20 protein-coding genes and 1 pseudogene are annotated in these 21,729 nt (G+C 27.7%); 6 read left to right on the top strand and 15 right to left on the bottom strand.

Going from position 1 to position 21,729, the window contains the following annotated elements; genetic code table 11:
- Positions 1–696: 696 nt before the first annotated feature.
- Positions 697–1,227: a DUF1836 domain-containing protein gene (locus V2W16_RS11055; protein ID WP_329385892.1), complete on the bottom strand. Its 531-nt coding sequence runs from the start codon at positions 1,225–1,227 to the stop codon at positions 697–699.
- A gap of 141 nt (positions 1,228–1,368) precedes the next feature.
- On the opposite strand from V2W16_RS11055, the gene V2W16_RS11050 reads away from it, so the two are divergent.
- Positions 1,369–2,232, top strand: coding sequence for a DegV family protein (locus tag V2W16_RS11050; RefSeq protein WP_329385890.1), 864 nt, complete (start codon positions 1,369–1,371; stop codon positions 2,230–2,232).
- Between the two features lie 87 nt (positions 2,233–2,319).
- On the opposite strand, the gene rplT is transcribed toward V2W16_RS11050, so the two are convergent.
- From rplT to V2W16_RS10980, 14 genes and pseudogenes are all read right to left on the bottom strand, one after another.
- Positions 2,320–2,673, bottom strand: a complete 354-nt coding sequence (gene rplT, locus V2W16_RS11045; protein WP_138268369.1) for a 50S ribosomal protein L20 — start codon at positions 2,671–2,673, stop codon at positions 2,320–2,322.
- A 17-nt stretch (positions 2,674–2,690) separates the two neighbouring features.
- On the bottom strand, positions 2,691–2,885 hold the full coding sequence (rpmI, locus tag V2W16_RS11040) for a 50S ribosomal protein L35 (protein WP_138268370.1): 195 nt from the start codon (positions 2,883–2,885) through the stop codon (positions 2,691–2,693).
- A gap of 21 nt (positions 2,886–2,906) precedes the next feature.
- A complete protein-coding gene (infC, locus tag V2W16_RS11035; RefSeq protein WP_138268371.1) occupies positions 2,907–3,425 on the bottom strand; it encodes a translation initiation factor IF-3 in 519 nt (172 codons plus the stop codon).
- A 913-nt stretch (positions 3,426–4,338) separates the two neighbouring features.
- A pseudogene (locus V2W16_RS11215) lies at positions 4,339–5,370 on the bottom strand (threonine aldolase family protein); the annotation flags it as partial.
- Between the two features lie 135 nt (positions 5,371–5,505).
- Positions 5,506–6,978, bottom strand: coding sequence for a glutamate--tRNA ligase (gene gltX, locus V2W16_RS11025; protein ID WP_329385882.1), 1,473 nt, complete (start codon positions 6,976–6,978; stop codon positions 5,506–5,508).
- A gap of 8 nt (positions 6,979–6,986) precedes the next feature.
- Entirely contained in the window at positions 6,987–7,325 is a 339-nt protein-coding gene (gene rsfS, locus V2W16_RS11020; RefSeq protein WP_253230148.1) for a ribosome silencing factor, read from the bottom strand.
- A gap of 15 nt (positions 7,326–7,340) precedes the next feature.
- Complete coding sequence (purB, locus tag V2W16_RS11015; RefSeq protein ID WP_329385878.1) at positions 7,341–8,774, bottom strand: adenylosuccinate lyase; 1,434 nt, start codon at positions 8,772–8,774, stop codon at positions 7,341–7,343.
- 10 nt (positions 8,775–8,784) lie between these two features.
- Complete coding sequence (locus V2W16_RS11010; protein ID WP_329385875.1) at positions 8,785–9,987, bottom strand: pyridoxal phosphate-dependent aminotransferase; 1,203 nt, start codon at positions 9,985–9,987, stop codon at positions 8,785–8,787.
- A 9-nt stretch (positions 9,988–9,996) separates the two neighbouring features.
- Entirely contained in the window at positions 9,997–11,019 is a 1,023-nt protein-coding gene (gene queA, locus V2W16_RS11005) for a tRNA preQ1(34) S-adenosylmethionine ribosyltransferase-isomerase QueA (RefSeq protein WP_329385872.1), read from the bottom strand.
- Positions 11,020–11,022: 3 nt separating this feature from the next.
- Complete coding sequence (gene ruvB, locus V2W16_RS11000) at positions 11,023–12,063, bottom strand: Holliday junction branch migration DNA helicase RuvB (protein WP_329385869.1); 1,041 nt, start codon at positions 12,061–12,063, stop codon at positions 11,023–11,025.
- Positions 12,064–12,071: 8 nt separating this feature from the next.
- Entirely contained in the window at positions 12,072–12,674 is a 603-nt protein-coding gene (ruvA, locus tag V2W16_RS10995; RefSeq protein ID WP_329385866.1) for a Holliday junction branch migration protein RuvA, read from the bottom strand.
- A 9-nt stretch (positions 12,675–12,683) separates the two neighbouring features.
- Positions 12,684–13,028 carry a PAS domain-containing protein gene (locus V2W16_RS10990; protein ID WP_329385863.1) on the bottom strand — a complete coding sequence of 115 codons (345 nt, stop codon included), beginning with the start codon at positions 13,026–13,028 and terminating at the stop codon, positions 12,684–12,686.
- A gap of 12 nt (positions 13,029–13,040) precedes the next feature.
- A complete protein-coding gene (locus V2W16_RS10985; RefSeq protein WP_329385860.1) occupies positions 13,041–13,667 on the bottom strand; it encodes a YigZ family protein in 627 nt (208 codons plus the stop codon).
- Between the two features lie 83 nt (positions 13,668–13,750).
- A complete protein-coding gene (locus V2W16_RS10980; RefSeq protein WP_329385857.1) occupies positions 13,751–14,479 on the bottom strand; it encodes a phosphatase in 729 nt (242 codons plus the stop codon).
- 271 nt (positions 14,480–14,750) lie between these two features.
- On the opposite strand from V2W16_RS10980, the gene V2W16_RS10975 reads away from it, so the two are divergent.
- The 5 genes from V2W16_RS10975 to V2W16_RS10955 all read left to right on the top strand — a co-directional run bounded on the left by V2W16_RS10975 (position 14,751) and on the right by V2W16_RS10955 (position 21,670).
- A complete protein-coding gene (locus V2W16_RS10975) occupies positions 14,751–17,345 on the top strand; it encodes a LicD family protein (RefSeq protein ID WP_329385853.1) in 2,595 nt (864 codons plus the stop codon).
- Between the two features lie 18 nt (positions 17,346–17,363).
- Complete coding sequence (locus V2W16_RS10970) at positions 17,364–17,705, top strand: hypothetical protein (protein WP_329385850.1); 342 nt, start codon at positions 17,364–17,366, stop codon at positions 17,703–17,705.
- Between the two features lie 22 nt (positions 17,706–17,727).
- Complete coding sequence (locus tag V2W16_RS10965) at positions 17,728–19,458, top strand: thiamine pyrophosphate-binding protein (protein WP_329385846.1); 1,731 nt, start codon at positions 17,728–17,730, stop codon at positions 19,456–19,458.
- 26 nt (positions 19,459–19,484) lie between these two features.
- Entirely contained in the window at positions 19,485–20,231 is a 747-nt protein-coding gene (locus V2W16_RS10960) for an SDR family NAD(P)-dependent oxidoreductase (protein WP_329385843.1), read from the top strand.
- Between the two features lie 140 nt (positions 20,232–20,371).
- Positions 20,372–21,670, top strand: coding sequence for an adenylyltransferase/cytidyltransferase family protein (locus tag V2W16_RS10955; protein WP_329385840.1), 1,299 nt, complete (start codon positions 20,372–20,374; stop codon positions 21,668–21,670).
- Positions 21,671–21,729 lie beyond the last annotated feature (59 nt).

Genomic DNA, 21,729 nt, shown 5'->3' with positions numbered 1-21,729 from the left:
GATAGACCTAGATATGTGAGGTTTACCACAAAAGCAAAATGCCCGTAGAGCCGATAAAATAAGGCTTTGCGGACATTTAAGAAGATATAAAAAGATAGTCAAAAAGACATATATAATTTATTATAAATTTTATTTAAAGTATCAATATCACTATTTTTTACTTTATAATGATAATTCATACCAATACAAAAAATTATAGATGAAACTACACAAATATAAAAATACAAAATTATTTGCGATACAAAATCATAATAGTTAAATAATATTAAAATTAGAAAAGCAACAAAAAAAAGAGTATTACAAAATAAAAAAGGACACGAATATACTTTATCCCCTTTATAAATAGTACTATTATAAAAAAATTTATATAGCATATTTATTAATTTTGAACTGTATTTATTTCTTTTATGAGATTTTGATACTCCTCTATATGTATTTTTTTTAATTTTGTAACAAAAAATATAAGAAACTTTTTTTAAACAATATATAATAACCTTCTTACATAAATATTTTAAATAATCTTTAAAATCTTTTAAAATAAAAAAAATAAATTTTATTGCTATAATAAACGATAAAAAAATTATAAGTCCTAAAAAACAATCAACAGTCATTAACAAAACCTCTCTTTTAATTATTTTTTACATTATAATACTAAAAATATAATTTAAGTATATGTAAATCAAAAAAAAGAAAAGCTTAATGCTTTTCTTCGTCTTCTTTAAATAGTAAATATTTTTGTAAATAAATTTTATTTGCAAGGGACTTTGTCGCAAGTCTTACAATTTTTGCTTCATAAGTATTGTTTGAACTTTCTATTATATCTTCATCCCCGATAAAAGCAATTCTAAAAGCCTTTTCCATTTCACTTGCAAAATAATCATAAGCTTCCTCTATCGGATATGTATCTATTTGTATTTTTATTAAATCACAAATTTCAGAAATTGATAAAATTTGTTTTAATGAACAAACTACAATTATATACGCAATATGATGTTTAGTATACTTTTTCTTTACAGGAGGAGAAACCAAACCTTGCTTTACGTAATTGTTAACCATAGATGAAGTTATAAGTTTTTCTTTTTCATTTATCTTAAATACTTCCAAAACATCTTCAGTAAAGCTTATTACTTGATCCATATATAATTCAATATTTGGAAGTTCCTTATATCTTGGAAAATGAAATTCTAAAATGTCTTTTGTGTAAACAGATTCTTCAAATGTATTCATATTTTTCTCCTTTTTAGAAGTATATCATCATGATTTTATGTTGTCAATAGTACATGAAAGCCCTTGACAAAGTATCATATATTATATAATATAATATTAAATAACAGATAAAATATTTTTAAAAATTAAAAGGAAATAATCATGGATAATAAAGAAAAAATCGCTATTATTACCGATTCAGGTACAGACGTGCCTCCAAAATATATCGAAAAATACAATATGTATGTTGTACCTTTAATTGTAAATTATAACAATCAAAGTTATAGAGATGGTATAGACATAAACATAAATACAATATGCGAAAAATTAAAAGAAGAAGTACCTACAACTTCTCTTCCTTCAATTGATGACATAATGGAAACTTTTGAAAGGGTACTAACAGACGGATATAAAAAAGTTATTGTTGTTACAATTTCAAGCGGTCTTAGCGGAACTCATAATGCAATGAGAATAGCAAGTGAATCCTTTGAAGATAAACTAGATATAATGCTCGTAGATACTAAAAATATAGATATAGGAGCAGGATTCACTGCAATAAGAGCAGGTGAACTTATTGAACAAGGATATTCTTTTGAAGAAATAAAAGAAGAATTAGATGATGTTATAAACAACACAAAAGTATATTTTTGTGTTAAAACATTAGAATACCTAAGAAAAGGCGGAAGAATAGGACTTGTTGCTTCAGTTGTAGGAACAGCACTTGATTTAAAGCCTGTTATATCATGTAATAGCGACGGAATATATTATGTAGTATCAAAAGCCAGAGGAAGAAAAAAATCTCTTAAAAAGGCTATTAACGAAGCTAAAGAATATGCTAAACAATTCGAAGAATATAATATTGCCGTTGTAAATGTATGGTCAAAAGAAGAAGCAAAAGAAATTGAAGATAATATAAAAAATGATTTTCCAAATGTAAAAAGCGTTTTTGTGGGGTCTATATCTCCTGCTCTTGCAGTCCATACGGGACCTGGACTTATTGGAGTCGGAGTGCAAAAAATAAAATAATACCTAATGAATAAAAAGCTGTAATTAAATTTACGGCTTTTTATTTTTATATAAAAAAGAACATAACATAAGTTATGTTCTTATATTTTATAATGCGTTTTTAGCAACTTCAACTAATTTAGCAAAAGCAGCTTCATCATTCATAGCAAGGTCAGCTAACATTTTTCTGTCGATTTCAACATTAGCTTTTTTAAGACCATTAATGAATCTTGAATAAGACATATCATTCATTCTTGTAGCTGCATTAATTCTTGTAATCCAAAGTTTTCTAAAATCTCTTTTTCTTTGTTTTCTACCTGCATAAGAACTTCTTAAAGCTCTCATTACAGCTTCGTTTGCAGGTCTGTATAATTTAGATTTAGCACCATAATAACCTTTTGCAAGTTTTAGTACTTTTTTATGTTTCTTTTTACTATTTAAACTTCTTTTTACTCTAGCCATATATTATTACCTTTTAACTACTTAACAATAATGTAGCTGATTGTTTTTTGGTCAGCTGCAGAAACGTAGCCACCCTTTCTTAATTTTCTTTTTCTCTTAGTTGTTTTTTTGTTTAAAATGTGATTTCTAAATGCTTTTTTTCTTTTGATAACGCCAGATTTATTTCTTTTAAATCTTTTAGAAGCGCCTCTATGAGATTTCATTTTAGGCATATTAATATCCGTCCTTTCCTACTATTTTTCTTTACCTTTAGCAGGTTGTAATGTCATTGTATAATTACGACCTTCTAACTTAGGTTGTTTCTCAATTGTTCCTACCTCATTAACCATAGAAGCAAATTTCAACAGTACCTCTTTACCTCTGTCAACATAAGCCATTTCTCTACCTCTAAATCTTACGGAAACTTTTACTTTATCTCCCGCTTTTAAGAATTTACGGCAGTTTTTAGCTTTTACTTCTAAGTCATGATCTTGTACTCTAACAGAAGTTCTGATTTCCTTAATGTTAACAACTTTTTGGTTTTTCTTGTTTTCTTTTTCTCTTCTGTTTTGTTCATATTTGAACTTACCATAATCGAGAATTTTACAAACCGGTGGTTTTGCATCAGGTGAAACCTTAACTAAATCAAGATTTCTCTTATCAGCTTCTTTTAAAGCTTCTTGTGCAGACATTATACCAAGCATTGAGCCGTCATCACTGATAACTCTTACTTCTCTGTCTCTAATTTGTTCATTAATTTGAAAATCTTTAATTGAATCATACCTCCATGATTAAAAAAATAGATAGCAAAGAACTGCTACCTAAATATATCACTAAATAAATGTGTATATATTTACCAAACTAAATCCATGTTTGTTTGGTGAGAAGCAATTCTTCTACTTTGTTTTCTAAAAGAGTATATCACTAAACACTTTTATTGTCAATGATTATTTAATATTTTTTATATAAAAGCATCTTGCAATGCAAGATGCTTAAAAATTAATCTTCAAATTCAAATTCACTGAAAAAGTCTATGTCACTATCTTTTTTAAAGATTACTTTATCATCTTCTTTTGAATCTTTTTCATCAAAATTTGTATAATCTATTTCTGAAGAAAAAATATCTTCAAAAATATCTTTGCTTTGAGTTTTTGCAGGTTCAATTTTTTCTTCCATTGGCTCAAAAGTTTCAAAATCTAATTTTTTACTTTCAACTCTTTCGCTCTTTTGAGGTTCAATATCTTCTTCCTTAATATCTTCTTCTACATATTCATTTTGAACAACTTCTTCTTTGGCAGGTTCACTAAATAAGTTTTCATCAATTGAATTGTCTTCAAAATAATTTTCCTCAGTTAAATTTTCTTCTTCAGAAGTAACATCATTGTGTTCATCTATAATATTCGAATCTTCAACGAAGTCGTCTTCTTCGATTTCAACAGGTTCAACAACTTCATCTTCTTGGAATTCTTCTATCTCCTCTTCTTCTGTAACTTCTTCAGGTATTATTTCTTCAACATCTTGTGCTACAGGTTCTATTTCTTCAGCTTCATCATTAGGAAAATCTTCTTCTACAACTTCTTCAACCTCTTCAACAGGAACATCTTCAGTAACATTTACTGTTTCTTCTATACCTGCATCTTCATGTTCTTCATTTAACTCTTTCATTAATTTTTCTTTTGCAATTGTAAGTTTAGCTAAATCTTTTAAGAATTCGTCTACTGCTTTTTCAGTTGTTGCAAAAGATGTACAAAGTCTTATTACACTTTTTTCTTCACTTAATTTTTCCCATAATTCAAATGAATATTTCTTTAAAAGTACTTTCAAAATATCATTTGGAAGAATAGGAAATACTTGGTTCGTTGCAGACATTGAATAAAAACCATAACCTAAATTACCAATACCAAGTGTTAATTTATTTGCAAGTCTGTTTTCATGTTTACCTATTTCAAAATATAATCCATCTTTAAATAGTTCAACAAACTGAACACCAAGAAGTCTTCCTTTTGCAATCATTCCACCATTTTGTTTTAAGTGATATCTAAAATCAACATTTAATTCTTCATTATTAATTACAAGAGCTTCTCCGAACAATGCTCCCATTTTTGTACCACCAATATAGAATGCATCTGTTAAACTTGCTATATCTTCAAGAGTTACATCATTATCTACACAAGTAAGAGCTGAACCAAGTCTTGCTCCGTCTAAGTATAAATATAAGCCGTAATTATCACAAACTTCTCTTAATTTCTTAATTTCTTCTTTGGTATAAATAGTTCCAAGTTCTGTTGGATTTGAAATATATACCATTTTAGGTTTAACACAGTGTTCTCTTTCTTCATCATCAAAATGTTTTTTTGCAACTTCTTCAACATCTGAAGCCAAAAGTTTACCGTTGTTTTCTTCTTTTACAATTATTTTATGACCTCTTGCTTCTATTGCACCAGATTCATGAACATTGATATGAGCAGTTGATGCTGCAATAACTCCTTCATGAGGTCTTAAAGCAGAAGAAATAAAAGCAGTATTTGTTACTGTTCCTCCTGATAAGAAATGAACATTACTGTCTTCTCTGTTAATTAATTTTTTTATTATTTCACTTGCTTCTTCGCAGTATTTATCGGTACCGTATCCACTTGTTTGTTCAAAATTGGTTTTGATAAGTGCTGCCAATATATTTTTATGAGCACCTTCACTATAATCATTTGTAAAACTATACATAAAAAACCCTCAATCTTTCGTTATAATAACTCATAATATATGATATAAAAAATTTCAACTTTTTACAAGTAAAATAACAAAAAAACCTTATTTTTAACGAAAAAAGAGGATATATTTAATATATCCTCTTTCAATTTATTTAATAAAATCTAAAGCATTTTTAAGTCTTAGAATTACTTCATCCCTACCTAATATACTTAGAATATAAGTTAAATCTGCACCATGCATTATTCCGCTTATTGCTATTCTTGTAGGCATATATAAAGCTTTACCTTTTATTTTAAATTCTTTTTGAATAGATTTTAAACTCTTTGAAACAATTTCAGGTGTAAGTTTTTCTTCTTGTTCAAATAATGAAATCAAGTTTTCAAACAATGTTTCATTTGTTTCCATATCCATGACTTCTTTTGCTTTATCATCAAGTTCATCAAGATTTGCTTTTAAGTATAATTCTTTTGTAAGCTCTATACTTTCTTCTAAATAATTTAGCTTATCTTTAATGGCTTCAACAATATATTCCATTGTTTCATCGCTAACATCATCATTTACTAAATTATCTTTTAGTAAATATGGTTTAATTAAAGCAATAAGTTCTTCATTTGATTTTTCTTTGATGTAATGAGCATTAACCCAGTTTAATTTTTCAGTATCAAAAACAGCACCCGCTTTTGTTACTCTTGAAATATCAAAATCTCTTATTAATTCATCCATTGATAAAATTTCTTTTCCTTCAGGATCAGACCATCCAAGAAGAGCAATGTAATTTATCAATGCTTCAGGAAGATACCCTTTTTGTATAAAGTCTTCAACTGCAACAGAATCATGTCTTTTACTTAATTTTTTCTTGTTTTTGTTTAAAACTGTTGGAAGATGAGCAAATTTTGGAGCTTCCCATCCAAGATAATTATATAAAATTATGTGTTTTGGTGTAGAAACAAGCCATTCTTCCCCTCTTATTACATAGTTAACGTCCATTAAATGATCATCAACTACAACCGCAAAATGATATGTTGGGAATCCGTCTGCTTTAATAAGAACTTGTTCGTCAACATCGTTTGTATTTATTGTAACCTCTCCCCTTACTTCATCATAAAAAGTAATATCTTCATTTTCAGGAAGAGCCATTCTTATAACATAACTTTCACCGTTTTTTATTCTTCTTTCAGCTTCTTCTCTAGGTATATTTTTACATTTACCATCATATTTTGGTGTTTGCTTGTTTTTTACTTGTTCTTCTCTTAATTTATCAAGTCTTTCTTTGTCACAGAAACAATAATAAGCCTTGTCTTCATCTAAAAGTTTATTGATATATTTTTTGTATATATCAAGTCTGTCTGATTGAAAATATGGTCCCTTATCTCCTACTTCAACAACCTTACCGTCTTTTAACATTGGACCTTCATCATGTTTTACACCGCAAAATTCCAATGCATTAATTAAATTTTCAACAGAACCTTCAACATATCTTGTTCTGTCCGTATCTTCTATTCTAAGCAAATAATCACCATCGTTATGTTTTGCCCATAAATAGCAATAAAGAGCTGTTCTAAGTCCTCCAATGTGTAAAAATCCTGTAGGACTTGGTGCAAATCTTGTTCTGATATTCATAAAATACTTTACTCCTTAATTATTTTTCCGTCTTGCCATAATCTTTCCAAATTATAGAAATCTCTTTCTTCTTTTACAAAAATATGAAGTACTATTTCTCCATAATCCATTAATATCCATCTTGAAAGTTTTATACCTTCTTTTCCTTCAAGAAATATGCCGTTTTCCTCTGCTTTTTCTTCTACAAATTCACATACAGCTTTTGCTTGTCTGTCACTATTTGCACTTGCAACTATAAAAGCATTTGCTTCTGAAGTCAAATCAGTAACATCAACAGCATATATATTTGATAATTTCTTCTCTTCCAATAAATTTATAAAAAATTGCGTTTTATCTTTATAATTCATTATTTCTCCTAAATCTTAAACTTTTAATGTAACATCATAACCTATTAAATCTTTATTTTTTTCTAGTACAGGTTTAACATCTTCTTCTACAAATTCAATAACTTGGTTAACAGCTCTTCCTACATATTTTTCAGGTTTTAAAATATCGTGGATTTCGCTTAATTCCAAATTAAATGTAGGGTCTTTTGAAATTCTTTCAAGTAAGTCATTAGGTTTACCTTCTTGTTTAACAACTCTACTTGCTTCCATAGAGTAAACCCTGATTTTTTCATGAAGCTCTTGTCTGTCTCCACCTCTTTTTACAGCTTCCATTAAGATGTTTTCTGTTGTCATAAATGGAAGTTCAGCCATAATATCTTTATGGATTACTTTTTCGTTTACAACAAAACCACTTGCGATATTTATCGCTATTTGAAGAATAGCATCACAGCACATGAAACTTTCAGGAATTGAAATTCTTCTGTTTGCAGAATCATCAAGAGTTCTTTCAAACCATTGTACGCTTGCTGTCATTGCAGGGTTTACTTGGTTTGCAATAATATGTCTTGCAAGAGAACATATTCTTTCACTTCTCATCGGATTACGTTTATATGCCATTGCTGATGAACCAATTTGATTTTTTTCAAAAGGTTCTTCAATTTCTTTCAAGTTTTGAAGTAATCTAACATCAGTAGCAAACTTATGTAAACTTTGAGCAATACCTGCAAGAGCATTTACAACTCTGCTGTCAAATTTTCTTGGATAAGTTTGTCCTGTTACTGTAAAGTCTGTATCAAAGCCCATTTCTTTACATACAAACTCATTTAATTTTTTTATTTTTTCTTCATCATTGTTAAATAATGACATAAAACTTGCCTGCGTTCCTGTTGTTCCTTTTACTCCTCTCATTCTAAATGTAGAAAGAACAAATTCAACTTCTTCATAATCTAAAAGTAAATCTTGAATCCAAAGTGTCGCTCTTTTACCTACTGTTGTAAGTTGAGCAGGTTGAAAATGAGTAAATCCAAGTGTTGGTAAATCTTTATATTTAATTGCAAATTCACTCATTACTTTAATTAAATTTACAAGTTGTTTTTTAATAAGTTCTAAAGCTTCTTTAAAAACTATTAAATCAGTATTATCTCCGACATATGCACTTGTAGCACCTAAGTGAATAATACCTTTTGCAACGGGAACTTTATCTCCGTAAGTATGAACATGAGCCATTACATCATGTCTAAATTTATTTTCGTATTCTCTTGCTAAATCATAATCTATATCATATATATTATCTTCTAATGCTTTTACTTGTTCATCAGTAATATCAAGACCTAATTCTTTTTCACCTTTTGCAAGAGCAACCCATAATTTTCTCCATGTTGAAAATTTCTTGTCAGCTGAGAAAATATAAAGCATTTCCTTACTTGAATATCTTTCGATTAATGGATTAGTATAAACATCTCTACTCATTTTAATTCTCCTATTTTATTTCATTTATAAATTCTTTGAATAATTTTAAACCACTTTCAATATCTTCCATACTTGTCGCATAAGAAAATCTTATAAAGTCATCTGCACCAAATCCAATACCAGGAATTACCGCAACATTTTTGCTGCTAAGAAGTGCATCTGCAAAATCTATTGAACCATTTATTTGTTTTCCGTTATATTCTTTACCATAATATTTAGAAACATCGGCAAAAACATAAAATGCTCCATCTGGTTCAATAGGTTCAACACCATCTACTTCTTTTAATACACTAAGCATATATTTTCTTCTGCTGTCATATTCTTTTACCATATCATACACGATTTTTTGATCTGTCTTTAAAGCTGTAATAGTAGCATATTGAGATATACTGCTTGGATGAGAAACGCATTGTCCTTGAATTGTATTCATCGCTTTTACAATATCTTTATTTGCAAGAGCATAACCTATTCTCCATCCTGTCATAGCATACGACTTTGAAGCTCCGTTGATTGTTATTGTAATATCTTTTATTTCATCTGATAAAGATGCAACAGGAGTAAACTCTTTATCGTTGTAAATTAACATTTCATAAATTTCATCACTTAAAATGTATATACCTTCTTTAACACATACATCAGCAACTTCCTTAAGTTGTTCTTTTGTATACACAACACCTGTTGGATTTGAAGGATTATTAAGCATAATAACCTTTGATTTAGGTGTTATTACGGCTTCAAGTTCTTCTTTTGTCAAAATAAAGTTATTTTCTTTCTTTGGATATACAAATACAGGTTTTCCTCCTGCAACTTTAACCATTTCAGAATAACTTACCCAGTAAGGAACAGGGATAATTACTTCGTCTCCTTCACTTATTAATGCTTGCAAAGCAGTAAATAAAGAATGTTTTGCACCTGATGAAACAATAATTTCACTTTCAGGATCATAATCAAGATTAAATTCTTTTTTATATTTTTCGCTTACTGCAATTCTTAAATCTATAAGACCTTTTACATCAGTATATCTTGTTATACCTTTTTTCATTGCTTCGTTAGCTGCATCAATAATTACTTGAGGAGTATCAAAATCAGGTTCTCCTGTACCGAAAGAATAAACTTTTACTCCTTCTCTTTTAAGTTTGTTTGCCTTTGATGTAATGGCAAGTGTCATTGACGGTGATATTTTATCTAATTTGTTTGATAATGGTTTTTTCATAAGTTCCTCCTATATTATTAACATTGCATCTCCAAAACTAAAAAATCTGTATCTTTCTTTTATAGCTTCTTCATATGCTTTTAGTATATCATCTTTATTGTAAAATGCACTAATTAACATGAGCAAAGTTGATTTTGGCAAGTGAAAATTTGTTATAAGATGGTCTATTACCTTAAATTCAAATCCTGGATAAATAAATATATCCGTATTCATACTAACAGGTCTTATATCCCCATACTTTTGATAACAACTTTCAAGTGTTCTTACTGTCGTTGTTCCAACAGCAAATATATCTTTTCCACGTTTTTTTGTATCATTTATTATTTTTGCCGTTTCCTCACTTATAATAAAAAATTCACTATGCATTTTATGATTGCTTATATCATCTTCTTTAACAGGTCTGAATGTTCCAAGACCTACATGCAAAGTTACATAGCAAATATTAATGCCTTTATCCTTTATTTTTTCAAGCAGTTCTTTTGTAAAATGAAGACCTGCTGTAGGTGCGGCTGCAGAACCTTTATCTTTTGAATAAACAGTCTGATATCTATCGTCATCGTCAAGTTTTTCTTTTATATATGGCGGCAAAGGTACCGTTCCTATTTTATCTATATAAGAAAAAACATCATCACAGCCAAAAAATTCAACCTTAGCTAATCCTTCATCGTATTTTTCAACAACCTGCATTGATAAATTATCGTCAAATTTTACAATTGTTCCATTTTTTAATCTTTTGGCAGGTTTTATCATTACTTCAAACATATTGTTACTTAAAGGTTTTAAAACAAAAGTTTCAATTTTTGCTCCTGTTTCTTCCTTTATTCCAAAAAGCCTTGCATGAAATACTCTTGAATTATTAAGCACAAGAGTATCACCTTCATTTAAGTAATCTATTAAATCGTAAAAATGTTTGTGTTCTATTTCTTTTGTATTTCTATTAACTACCATAAGCCTCGAAAAATCACGTTTTTCAATAGGCGTTTGTGCTATAAGTTCTTCAGGTAGATTATAATCAAAATCACTAGTTCTCATATATTATTCTTCTTCCATTTCAAATATTGATTTAGTCATGATTTCACTGTTCGTATAAGGAACATTTAAGTAATCATAAGCAAGTTTTGTTGCAACTCTTCCCCTTGGAGTTCTGTTTATAAATCCAAGCTGTAATAAATACGGTTCATAAACATCAAGGATTGTATCCTCTTCTTCACCAATAACAGCAGAAAGAGTATTAAGACCAACAGGGCCTCCATCAAACTTATTTATAATTGTATCTAAAATAGCAATATCACTGCTATCAAGTCCGTTTTCGTCTACACCTAAAAGCTTCAATGCTTCCATTGCAATTTCTTTATTTATAATATCAGATTTTTTTACTTGTGCATAGTCTCTTACACGTTTTAAAAATCTATTTGCAATTCTTGGAGTCTGTCTTGAACGAATTGCGATTTCCCTTGCACCATCATCATCTATTTTTATTTCAAGTATTCCCGCACTTCTTTTAATAATTTCCATAAGCTCTTCTATTTTATACATCTCAAGCTTATTTAATACTCCAAATCTATCACGAAGAGGAGAAGAAAGAAGTCCTGTTCTCGTCGTAGCACCAACTAATGTAAAAGGTGCAACAGGTATCCTTACGGATTTTGCATTTGGTCCTTTTCCCATTACAATATCAAAAGCAAAATCTTCCATTGCTGGATATAAAACTTCTTCTATGGTTCTGTTTAATCTATGAATTTCATCAATAAATAAAACATCATTTTTCTTAAGTCCGGTAAGTATCGCTGCAAGATCTCCCGGTTTTTCTATTGCTGGACCGGAAGTAACTTTTATAGATACTCCAAGCTCGTTTGCTATTATATTGGAAAGAGTCGTTTTTCCAAGCCCCGGAGGTCCATATAAAAGAACATGATCAAGAGCCTCTCCTCTTTCTTTTGCAGCAGAAATAAAGACTCTCATCCTTTCTTTGACTGTTTCCTGACCGATGTATTCATCTAATGTCAAAGGACGAAGAGACTTATCTTTTTCTATATCAAGTTCTGTTTTTTTACTTGTTACTATTCTTGTAGCCATATTTCTCCTTATTCATTAACCCTTTGTAATGCAATAGTAATTATATCTTCTATAGTAAGGTCGTCATTAGTAGAAATTCCACTAACGATTTTATTTGCATAAGCTCTATCAAAACCTAAAGACGTAAGAGCTAAAACAGCCTCAGCTTTCAAATCACCGTTTACATCAATATTATCTTCAAAAGATATTTCATCCATTTCAGGTAAGTCTGAAAATTTATCTTGAAGAGTAACAACTATTTGTTCAGCTGCTTTTTTCCCAACTCCGTTTGCAGCACACAATGCTTTATAGTCCTTATTAATTACTGCACTTATAATCATGTTAGGCGACAATGCACTAAGTACACTAAGAGCAATTTTAGGACCTATTTTAGGAACTGTAAGAAGTTTAAAGAATACTTCCCTTTCAAAAGATGTAGAAAACCCAAATAAACTTATATCGTTTTCCCTTACAGCCATATATGTAAATATTTGTACTTCATCTTTATCGTTTGCCAAATCCGTTATAGTATTTTGTGAAACATTTAGCAAAAAACCTATTCCACTTTTATTTTCTATTGTTAAATATCCATCAGTTATATTAGTAACATTTCCTTTTATATAATCAAACATTAATACCCTCTACTTGTCCTCTTCATGTCTTTCATAATAACCGATAAGCTTCCTGTTTTCATCTCTTACCGCAACTATATAATTATTTTCTTTATGTTTTTCGTTATATCCCATATAAATTTCCGTTAAATTATCATCTTCTAAAAATCTATCAATATATTTAAGAGTTAGCTTTTTTGAATTCTCATTATGACAATCAAACAAGGACTTTCCTATCAAATTAGCTCCACCCCTGTGGGCATAACGTTTTAAGGCACTTTTATTCATATACGTTATAATATGGTTTGTATCCACAAAACAAACCGGATTTTTTTCATTATCAACAATATCCTTAAAAACCATGTTAAAATCCATAATGATACCACCTTATAAATATTTATCTATATAAACATCATCTATATGTTCTATATTTATTTTTGCATTTGTAATTGCAATAAGTTCATTTTTAAATTCTTCCTGTAAATTTATCGGAACATATACTTCGTAAGTAACTTTATCGGTAAAAACTGCATCTTCAAGTTTGTATCCTGTCTTTCTTAAATATGTTTCAATTTTTCCATGAAGAGAATAATCATAAGAAATTTTTGTTAAAGCTGTCATTACCTTTTTTACAAGTTTTGCTTCTTTTATAACTTTACTTGCAGAAGAAGAATAAGCTCTTATTAGCCCGCTGGCACCAAGTTTTATCCCTCCAAAATATCTTGTAACCACTATTAATGCATTTGTAAGATTGTTTTTTTCCATAGCGTTTAATATAGGTCTGCCTGCAGTCATAGCAGGTTCTCCATCATCACTGGATTTTTTTATTTCCATTTTCTTACCTATTATATATGCATAACAATTATGAGTAGCTTTATAATGTTCTTTTCTAATTTCTTCAAGATATTTTTCAGCCTCTTCAACATTTTTAACCGAAAATAAATTTGAAATAAAAGTAGATTTTTTTATTTCTATTGTACTGTTAAAATTATCATTAATGGTTATATAATCCATACATAAATTCCCTATTTTAATTTTTTCCGATTAAATATTATAACATAATACATTTTTTTCTTCAATAAATTGACTTTACAAAACTATCTATTACAAATATCAATACATCTAATTTGTTTGAAATAATCTCTTAATCTTTCAATAGAAGAATTAACAACTAATTCCTCAGGATAACCTACTTCATTTAATAACTTTATTGATTCATCAAAATGTCCTATTACAGAAGAAATATGTGCATCTGAATTTACAATAATAGGTACTTCATATTTTTTACATAGTTTAACAATTTCAAAACAATTAACATCACTTCCCGGACGTTGTGCAAAAGAGTGATTGTTTACTTCAACTATCTTATTATATTTATTACATTTTGAAATAATCATTTCGTAATCAAATTTAAAAATTTCATTTCCAAGATGACCAAATACATTTATGTTTTTATTAAGCAAAGCCTCACTAAGCATATCATTAACATGATTTTTATCTTTTGGATAAAATATTTCTTGATGAAAAGATGCTATTTTTAAATCAAGATTTTGCATATACTCTTCTTCTAAATCCACATTCCCATCAGGCATTATGTTAAGTTCTATACCACTTATTAAATAAACCCCATGCATTTTACCTGGATTATTCTTTCCAAGACTTCTAAAATGCCAATGACTTGCGCCATCTTCCAATGCAGGTCCATGGTTCGTAATACCAACGGCCTGTAGCCCTGCTTTATTTGCCGCGATACAATTTTCTTCAAGAGTTGAAAAAGCATGTTCGCTTATATTTGTATGTGTATGTAAATCTGCTATAATTTTCATTTTGCACCTCACTTAAATAATTATTTTAATTATATCATAAAATAAAGAACTTTATAAATGAATAACTATTTTTATATTGTTTATTAATAATAAATATAAAAAGTTTTGTTTTATATTTATTATCTTTTTATATAAAATTTGCATTAAAAAGAGCTATATGTTAATATATAGGGAGATTTTTTACGTTTTATTTGCATGCGTAAAATTATTTATAGATTTAAATATTGTTAATAATTTTATTAACAATATTTATCTAATTTTAGGAGGAAAAATGACTGATATACAAAAAGAATTGTATAAATTAATTAAAGAAATAGATGAAATATGTACAAAAAATGATATTGTATATTATTTGGTAGGAGGCTCTGCAATAGGTGCACTTCGTCATAGAGGCTTCATCCCATGGGATGATGATATGGATATTGAAATGACAAGAGATAATTTTCACAAGTTCATTGAAGCTTGTAAAACTCAAATGCCTCCAAATAGAAAATTAGCTTGTCAAGAATTGGATAGAAACTATCACAACAACTTCGCAAGATATATGGATACAACAACATCTGCTATTCATATAAATCAGTTAATTCACAAAAAAGACTCTGCAGGAATAGTATTAGATATTTTAATTTTAGATCCTATTCCTGATGATGAAAAAATACAAAAACAATATATTAAAGACTTTATGCTTTATGCCGATATAATCAACCCAGCAAGTTTATATAGTTTTAGATGGAGAATGAATCTTTTAAGATATTTTAAATATAGATTAAAAATGAAATTTGTTGGGAAAAACAAAGTATTAGAAGAACTTGAAAGCAAAATGTTTTGTTACAAAGAAGAAGGTTGTAACAAATATATCTTTAGATGGGGAGGAATCCCTTTCCTATTTGATAAAGACATGTATGGAAACGGTGTAAGATATCAATTTGAAGACTTAAATTTATTATGCCCAGATAGATCTGCAGATTATTTATCATGGCACTACGGTGATGATTGGATGTTTATACCTCCACATAATGGAAGAGACAGCCATCCAGCTGTATATAGTTTTAAAACACCTTATACTGTCATAGAAGGTGAAGCCTATAAATATTATGATCCGGATAAAACTTATAAGAAATTTTTAAGTAGAAAAATATTATTATTCTTATTAATGCATCCATGGCATGCTTTTAAAGATTTTTCAAAAAAGAAGTTAGGTAAAAATCTTAGCAAGGAGTTTAATCAAACATTTAATTCTTTAGATACAACAATAAATAAAGCTATTGAACAAAATGATTATTTCAAACTCTATGAAATTTTCAATCCTTATATATCAAGTCAAAATCAAAGGAAATTAATTGGTAGAGAAGATTACTTAGGAATCAATAGATTCAGATTCCCTATATCTATTGATATCAATGAAAAGTATTTTGATATTGCAATTGACCTTCTTATAAAAAATGGACAAACATCAAAAGCTTTAAGATTTATGGAAGTTAAAGAAAATAAAAATAAACTATCTAAAAAAGAAGAATATTATAAAACATATATATTAAATTTACAAAAAGCAATTTCTCTTTATGCTAATAAAGATTATAAAAAATCATCAGAAATTGTGGATAGTTTATTAAATGAAAGTATAGAATCAATAAGCACAATAAAACTAAAAATATATTTACTAAAGAAAGAAAGTGCTGACAATAATGAAATAATGAGTTATATAAATAAGGGTGAAGAACTTTTTGAAAAAATATATAACAATGATCCAATTTCTGTACCAACAATAATAGATAAAGAAATTCCTTGTAATCTAAAATATATTTTAAATTCAAACGAAATCTATAACAAAGGAATTTTAATGGAACAAAAAATATATGACAATATTGATTTCCATTCAAAAAAACAAGATGGTGAATTTATTAAGTTTAAAGCTGACATTCTTTTAAAAGAGGATATTAACAAGGCTTTATTAATGTATTTTGAAGCATTTAAAAATACTGAAAATGGAATTACACATCTTGAAATTAAAGATATAATTAACGAAAATATAGATTATTTAATAAAACACATAAACGAATTATTTAATAGCAATGATTCCTCTTGTGTAGAATATGCTTCTATATTGAAAAACATTATTTCGGATGATCAAAGCTTAGCATTATGGGCAAAATGTATATTTAAGTTTTCAAATAAGCCAGAAGACATTTTAATAGTAATAAATGAAATAAAAAATGTTATTTATGATAAAGATAAAGAAGATACAAAATCAATTGAAGAGTTAAAAAACATTTATTCTTCTTTATTTGAATCAAACGAACTTTCAGATATATACTTAAAAATTACACTTAAAGATACAGTAAATCATTTTGATAATCTAAGTTTAGACATTGAAAAAACAACTGCGAAAGAAGAATGGAAATTATTTGTTAAATCTGTTCTTCTATATAAAAGTGGATACCGTAAAGAATCAATAAAAAATAGCTTACAGCTATTTAACAAAACAAATAATCCGTTTATTCTACAATTTTTAAGTTTGATATTTACATTAGATTTATTAATGTTTGAAAATTTAATTTGTAATAAACCTGAAAATATAGATCAAAAAGATTATTCAATCCTTCAGACAAAATGTATTGGAGAATGGAATGATATATATGGAAATTATATTCAAACAATAGATATGTATGATAAGTTAAACATATTAAAAATCAATGGATTTAAAAAAGATGACTTTATAAAAAATATGTCAGATAAAAATGAATTTAACTATTCTTTCTTTAATAAAATAAATAAATTAATTCTAAACAATAATTTAAATTCAAAAATAGAAAATATGGTTAAATTTATATATGATTTAGATTTAGTTTATGATGGAAATAATTAAACATATTAGGAGAATTAAATGTTAAAATTTAAAAATATTTATCACGGACCAAGAAATAAAGCTTGGGCAATTGTTAATAGATCAGGCGATAGATCAGAACTATTATATTTTTATATGCCTAAAATGGATTATATTAGAAAACTTTATAATAATAAAGATTTTATAATGCTTGGAATATGCTTAAATAAGTTAAAAAAGAGAGCAATATTTTATGCAAAGAAAAATTTAGGATTTGCAATCAATAAAGAACTTTTTGATATTACTATAGATTTATTAAAATTTGAAGGATATAAAAAATATGCTGATATTTTACAAAAAAATACAACAGAAGAGTTTTTTACACCTATCATTGAAGAATAAAATTATAAGGAGAAGATAAACAATGAAAGTTAGTGACTTTATTGTAGAATTTATCACAAATCAAGGAATCAATGATATATTTGGTTATCAAGGAACAATGATTGCACATTTTGTAGATTCAATTTGTAAAAGTAAAAACTTGCAAAATCATTCTTGCTATAATGAACAAGGTGCAGCTTTTGCAGCTGTTGGATATGCAAAAGCATCAGAAAAAACAGGCGTTGCTTATGCAACAAGTGGTCCCGGTGCAATGAACATGATGTCAGCAATAGCAGATGCATTTTTTGATAGCGTTCCAACAGTCTTTATAACAGGACAACTAAACACATATGAATATACAAATATTCCAACATTAAGACAACAAGGATTCCAACAAATGGATGTTATTTCATCTGTTAAAAGTTATACAAAATACTGCACTCAAATAACAGATAAAAATGATATAAAGTATGAACTTGAAAAAGCCTTTTATATTGCACAAGAAGGAAGAAAAGGACCGGTAGTATTAGATATTCCTATGAACATTCAAAGAGAAGACATAAATATAGATCAGTTAAGATCCTTTAAGCCTGAAGAAATTCATACTAATGAAAATAAATATGATGATATTGCAAACAGAATATTAAATGAAATAAGAAATGCAAAAAAACCAATCATTTTAATTGGAAACGCAATAAAAAAGAATAGCAAAGATCATATTTTAATTAAAAAATTAATTACAAAATTAAATATTCCAACAATAACAAGCCTTCCAGCAAGACATTTATTTGATATAAATGATAACTTATATTTTGGTTACCTTGGAGCTGCATATGGTTTTAGAGAAGCTAATATTATTGCTTACAAGAAATCTGATTTAATTGTTTCTATAGGTTGCAGTTTTTGCAGAAGACAAACTGGAGCAAACAGTGAAAAATTTGCTAAAGACGCTAAAATTATAAGAATAGATATTGATAAAGAAGAATTAAAAAGAACGGTTCATAAAGATGAAATTTCTTATTGTATTGATTATCAAGGTGTAATAAATAGCATGATTCCTAAAATAGACTTTACTGTTTCAAAAGAATGGCTAAATAACTGCCTTAATATAAAACAAACAATGAGAGATTTTGATGATACATTAAAAGAAAGAAATATAAATAAAATAGTAAAAAAAATAAGTCATTGTTTTAACGATGATTTATCAGTATTTGTAGATGTAGGTCAACATCAAATTTGGGCTGCACAATCTTATGAAACTAAAGATAATCAACAAATGTTATTTTCTGGTGGACATGGAGCAATGGGATTTTCTCTACCAGCTTCAATAGGTGGTTATTATTCTACCCAAAATAGATGTATTGTTTTATGTGGCGATGGATCATTCCAAATGAATATACAAGAATTACAATGGATTTACAGAGAACAAATTCCAGTATTCATTTTTGTATTTAATAATAAATCTCTTGGACTTATTAGACAACAACAAAATGACTTTTTTGATAAACTTCATTTTGGAGCAAGTGAAAACAATGGATATACCGTACCATCTTTTTATGCTATAGCAAAAGCTTATGGCTTAGATGCTTTTGAAATAAATAATGAAGAAGAGTTAATAACATCCATTAAAAAAGCTGATCCTAAAAAACCTTGTTTATTTGAGGTATTTTCTGATATTAATTCTGAAGCATACCCTAAAACATACTTTGGTGAAGAAATGTATAATCAAAAACCTTATATACCAGAAGAAATAATGAAAAAAGTCCTTTCTTAATATAAAATAAATAGAAGGAGTATAAAATGAAAAAAATAGTACTTACATCAGGAACAAGTGGAATTGGAAAATCAATACTTTATAAATTACTTTCTGATAATGAAAATAATCAAATAATAGTAAACTATGGACATAATACAGATGCTGCAAATGAAATTTATAAATCATTACCTGCTGCTGACCAAAAACGAGTAATTTTAAAAAAAGCTGATCTTTCCAATTATGAAGAAGCAAAAAAATTTACATCGTTTGTTATTGATACATTTCAAAATATAGACTGGTTGATTTTAAATACAGGAATAGATGCAAAAAAAAATGGACAACGACAAATGTTTGGAGAATATGATATAGAAACTTGGGAAAAAGTTTTAAGAACAAATCTATCCATTCCTGCTTTTATTGTTCAAGATTTAAAACCAAATTTTAACGAATGTGGCAAAATTATATTTATGGCATCTTATGCAGGTGTAACATCCTATTCTGGATCATTAGTATATAGTGTTTCAAAAGCAGGATTAATACATTTAGCTAAATCTTTATTAAAATTTTTTGATGACAAAAATGTATGTATTAATGCTATCGCTCCAGGCTTTATTGAGACTCCATGGCAAAAAAATAGAAGTAAAGACAGTTATGATAGAATAAATAAAAAAATCGCTTGTCATCGATTTGGTGAAGCTGAAGAGGTTGCAAAATTATGTGTTGATACATTAAATAATGATTATATTAATGGAACCGTATTAGAAATACATGGTGGCTATGATTTCTTTTAAAAGATAATATTAGGACCTTCTTAATAGGAGGTCTTATTTTTATATAATAAATCACTTTATTAAATCATAATAATGTATTATAATATATGTAAATGTTTTATAAAATTTTAGTAAAAATAAACATATTAAGGAGAAAAGAAATGAAAAAGGTAATTACTTATGGGACTTTTGATTTGTTTCATAAGGGACATTATAATATATTAAAAAGAGCAAAAGAATTAGGAGACTACCTAATTGTTGGAGTTACTGGAGAGAATTATGACAGAGAAAGAGGAAAATTATCTGTTCAAGATAGTCTTGCAAAAAGAATCGAAAATGTTCAAAAAACAGGATTTGCAGATTTAATAATAGTAGAAGAATATCTTGGTCAAAAAATTCAAGACATTATTAATTATGATGTTGATATTTTAGTTGTTGGTTCAGACTGGAAAGGAAAATTTGATCACCTTTCAAAATATTGCAAAGTTGTATACTTAGAAAGAACAAAAAATATCTCTAGTACACAAATTAGAGAAGAAGCTATGTCTACTTATCGTTTCGGTATAGTTACAGATGATTTGTATGATAACGAAGCTGTAATAGAACCTAAATTAGTAAGTGGAATACACTTGGAAAGTGTATATTCTCATGATGAAAAAATCGCACAAGAATTTTGTAATATTTACGAATTAGATTCTGGGTATTCTGATTATAATAAATTTTTAGAAAGTATTGATATTGTTTATATTAAAACAAAATATGAAAGTCGATATAATTATATAAAACAAGCATTAATATCTAAAAAACATGTTATAACGGATGCACCTTCGACACTTAATAAAAACCAGTTAAAAGAATTATATAAAATTGCCGAAGAAAATGAAGTGGTACTATATAACAATATAACTTTAATATATCTACAAGCTTTTGGACAACTATTATGGAATGCAAGAGGAAATTTAATAGGAGATTTAGTAAGTATAAGATGTAGTATTTGTAAAAAAGAATTTGATATAAATAGAGAGATGTCTTTTACTGATCTCGCAGTATATCCTATTTGCGCAATAATTAAAATTCTTGGTACAAACTATGAAGATATTCATTTTAAATTAATAAAAAATAATGATAAAGTTGAATATGGAACTGTTATGTTTTCATATAATCAATCTGTAGCATATGCGGAAATAGGCTATAATACAGATTTAAAAGGCGTAATGGAAATTATAGGGACAAACGGAAGTATAATTGTTCCGCATGAATGGTGGAAGATAGGTTACTTTAAAATTAAAAATATAAACGATAATAACTATAAAAGATATACTTTTAATTTAGAAGGTAATGGATTTAGATATTTAGTTCAAGATTTACTATCACTAATTAGACATGATAGAAACAAATCCCAAAGGTTAAAAGAAGAAGAGATAGAAGCAATAACAGAAATATTAGCAAAGTTAAAGTAGTAAAAATTTTAAAGAAAAAAGAGATCGAGAGGTCTCTTTTTTTAATGTAAAGTAACATA

Origin of the sequence: Anaerofustis butyriciformans, from assembly GCF_036289385.1 — a bacterium.
In the GTDB taxonomy this organism is placed as follows: Bacteria; Bacillota; Clostridia; order Eubacteriales; family Anaerofustaceae; genus Anaerofustis; species Anaerofustis butyriciformans.
This window is presented reverse-complemented; position numbering and strand designations above follow the sequence as displayed.

Bases quoted from the DNA above. Each gene is read 5' to 3' on its own strand.
- ruvA (WP_329385866.1), bottom strand. From the start codon at position 12,674: ATGTTTGATTATATAAAAGGAAATGTTACTAATATAACTGATGGATAT.
- V2W16_RS10960 (WP_329385843.1), top strand. From the start codon at position 19,485: ATGAAAAAAATAGTACTTACATCAGGAACAAGTGGAATTGGAAAATCA.
- queA (WP_329385872.1), bottom strand. From the start codon at position 11,019: ATGAGAACTAGTGATTTTGATTATAATCTACCTGAAGAACTTATAGCA.
- ruvB (WP_329385869.1), bottom strand. From the start codon at position 12,063: ATGGCTACAAGAATAGTAACAAGTAAAAAAACAGAACTTGATATAGAA.
- V2W16_RS11010 (WP_329385875.1), bottom strand. From the start codon at position 9,987: ATGAAAAAACCATTATCAAACAAATTAGATAAAATATCACCGTCAATG.
- V2W16_RS10980 (WP_329385857.1), bottom strand. From the start codon at position 14,479: ATGAAAATTATAGCAGATTTACATACACATACAAATATAAGCGAACAT.
- V2W16_RS10975 (WP_329385853.1), top strand. From the start codon at position 14,751: ATGACTGATATACAAAAAGAATTGTATAAATTAATTAAAGAAATAGAT.
- V2W16_RS10985 (WP_329385860.1), bottom strand. From the start codon at position 13,667: ATGGATTATATAACCATTAATGATAATTTTAACAGTACAATAGAAATA.
- V2W16_RS10955 (WP_329385840.1), top strand. From the start codon at position 20,372: ATGAAAAAGGTAATTACTTATGGGACTTTTGATTTGTTTCATAAGGGA.
- V2W16_RS10970 (WP_329385850.1), top strand. From the start codon at position 17,364: ATGTTAAAATTTAAAAATATTTATCACGGACCAAGAAATAAAGCTTGG.
- V2W16_RS11055 (WP_329385892.1), bottom strand. From the start codon at position 1,227: ATGAATACATTTGAAGAATCTGTTTACACAAAAGACATTTTAGAATTT.
- V2W16_RS10990 (WP_329385863.1), bottom strand. From the start codon at position 13,028: ATGGATTTTAACATGGTTTTTAAGGATATTGTTGATAATGAAAAAAAT.
- V2W16_RS11050 (WP_329385890.1), top strand. From the start codon at position 1,369: ATGGATAATAAAGAAAAAATCGCTATTATTACCGATTCAGGTACAGAC.
- rpmI (WP_138268370.1), bottom strand. From the start codon at position 2,885: ATGCCTAAAATGAAATCTCATAGAGGCGCTTCTAAAAGATTTAAAAGA.
- gltX (WP_329385882.1), bottom strand. From the start codon at position 6,978: ATGAATATCAGAACAAGATTTGCACCAAGTCCTACAGGATTTTTACAC.
- rplT (WP_138268369.1), bottom strand. From the start codon at position 2,673: ATGGCTAGAGTAAAAAGAAGTTTAAATAGTAAAAAGAAACATAAAAAA.
- purB (WP_329385878.1), bottom strand. From the start codon at position 8,774: ATGAGTAGAGATGTTTATACTAATCCATTAATCGAAAGATATTCAAGT.
- V2W16_RS10965 (WP_329385846.1), top strand. From the start codon at position 17,728: ATGAAAGTTAGTGACTTTATTGTAGAATTTATCACAAATCAAGGAATC.
- rsfS (WP_253230148.1), bottom strand. From the start codon at position 7,325: ATGAATTATAAAGATAAAACGCAATTTTTTATAAATTTATTGGAAGAG.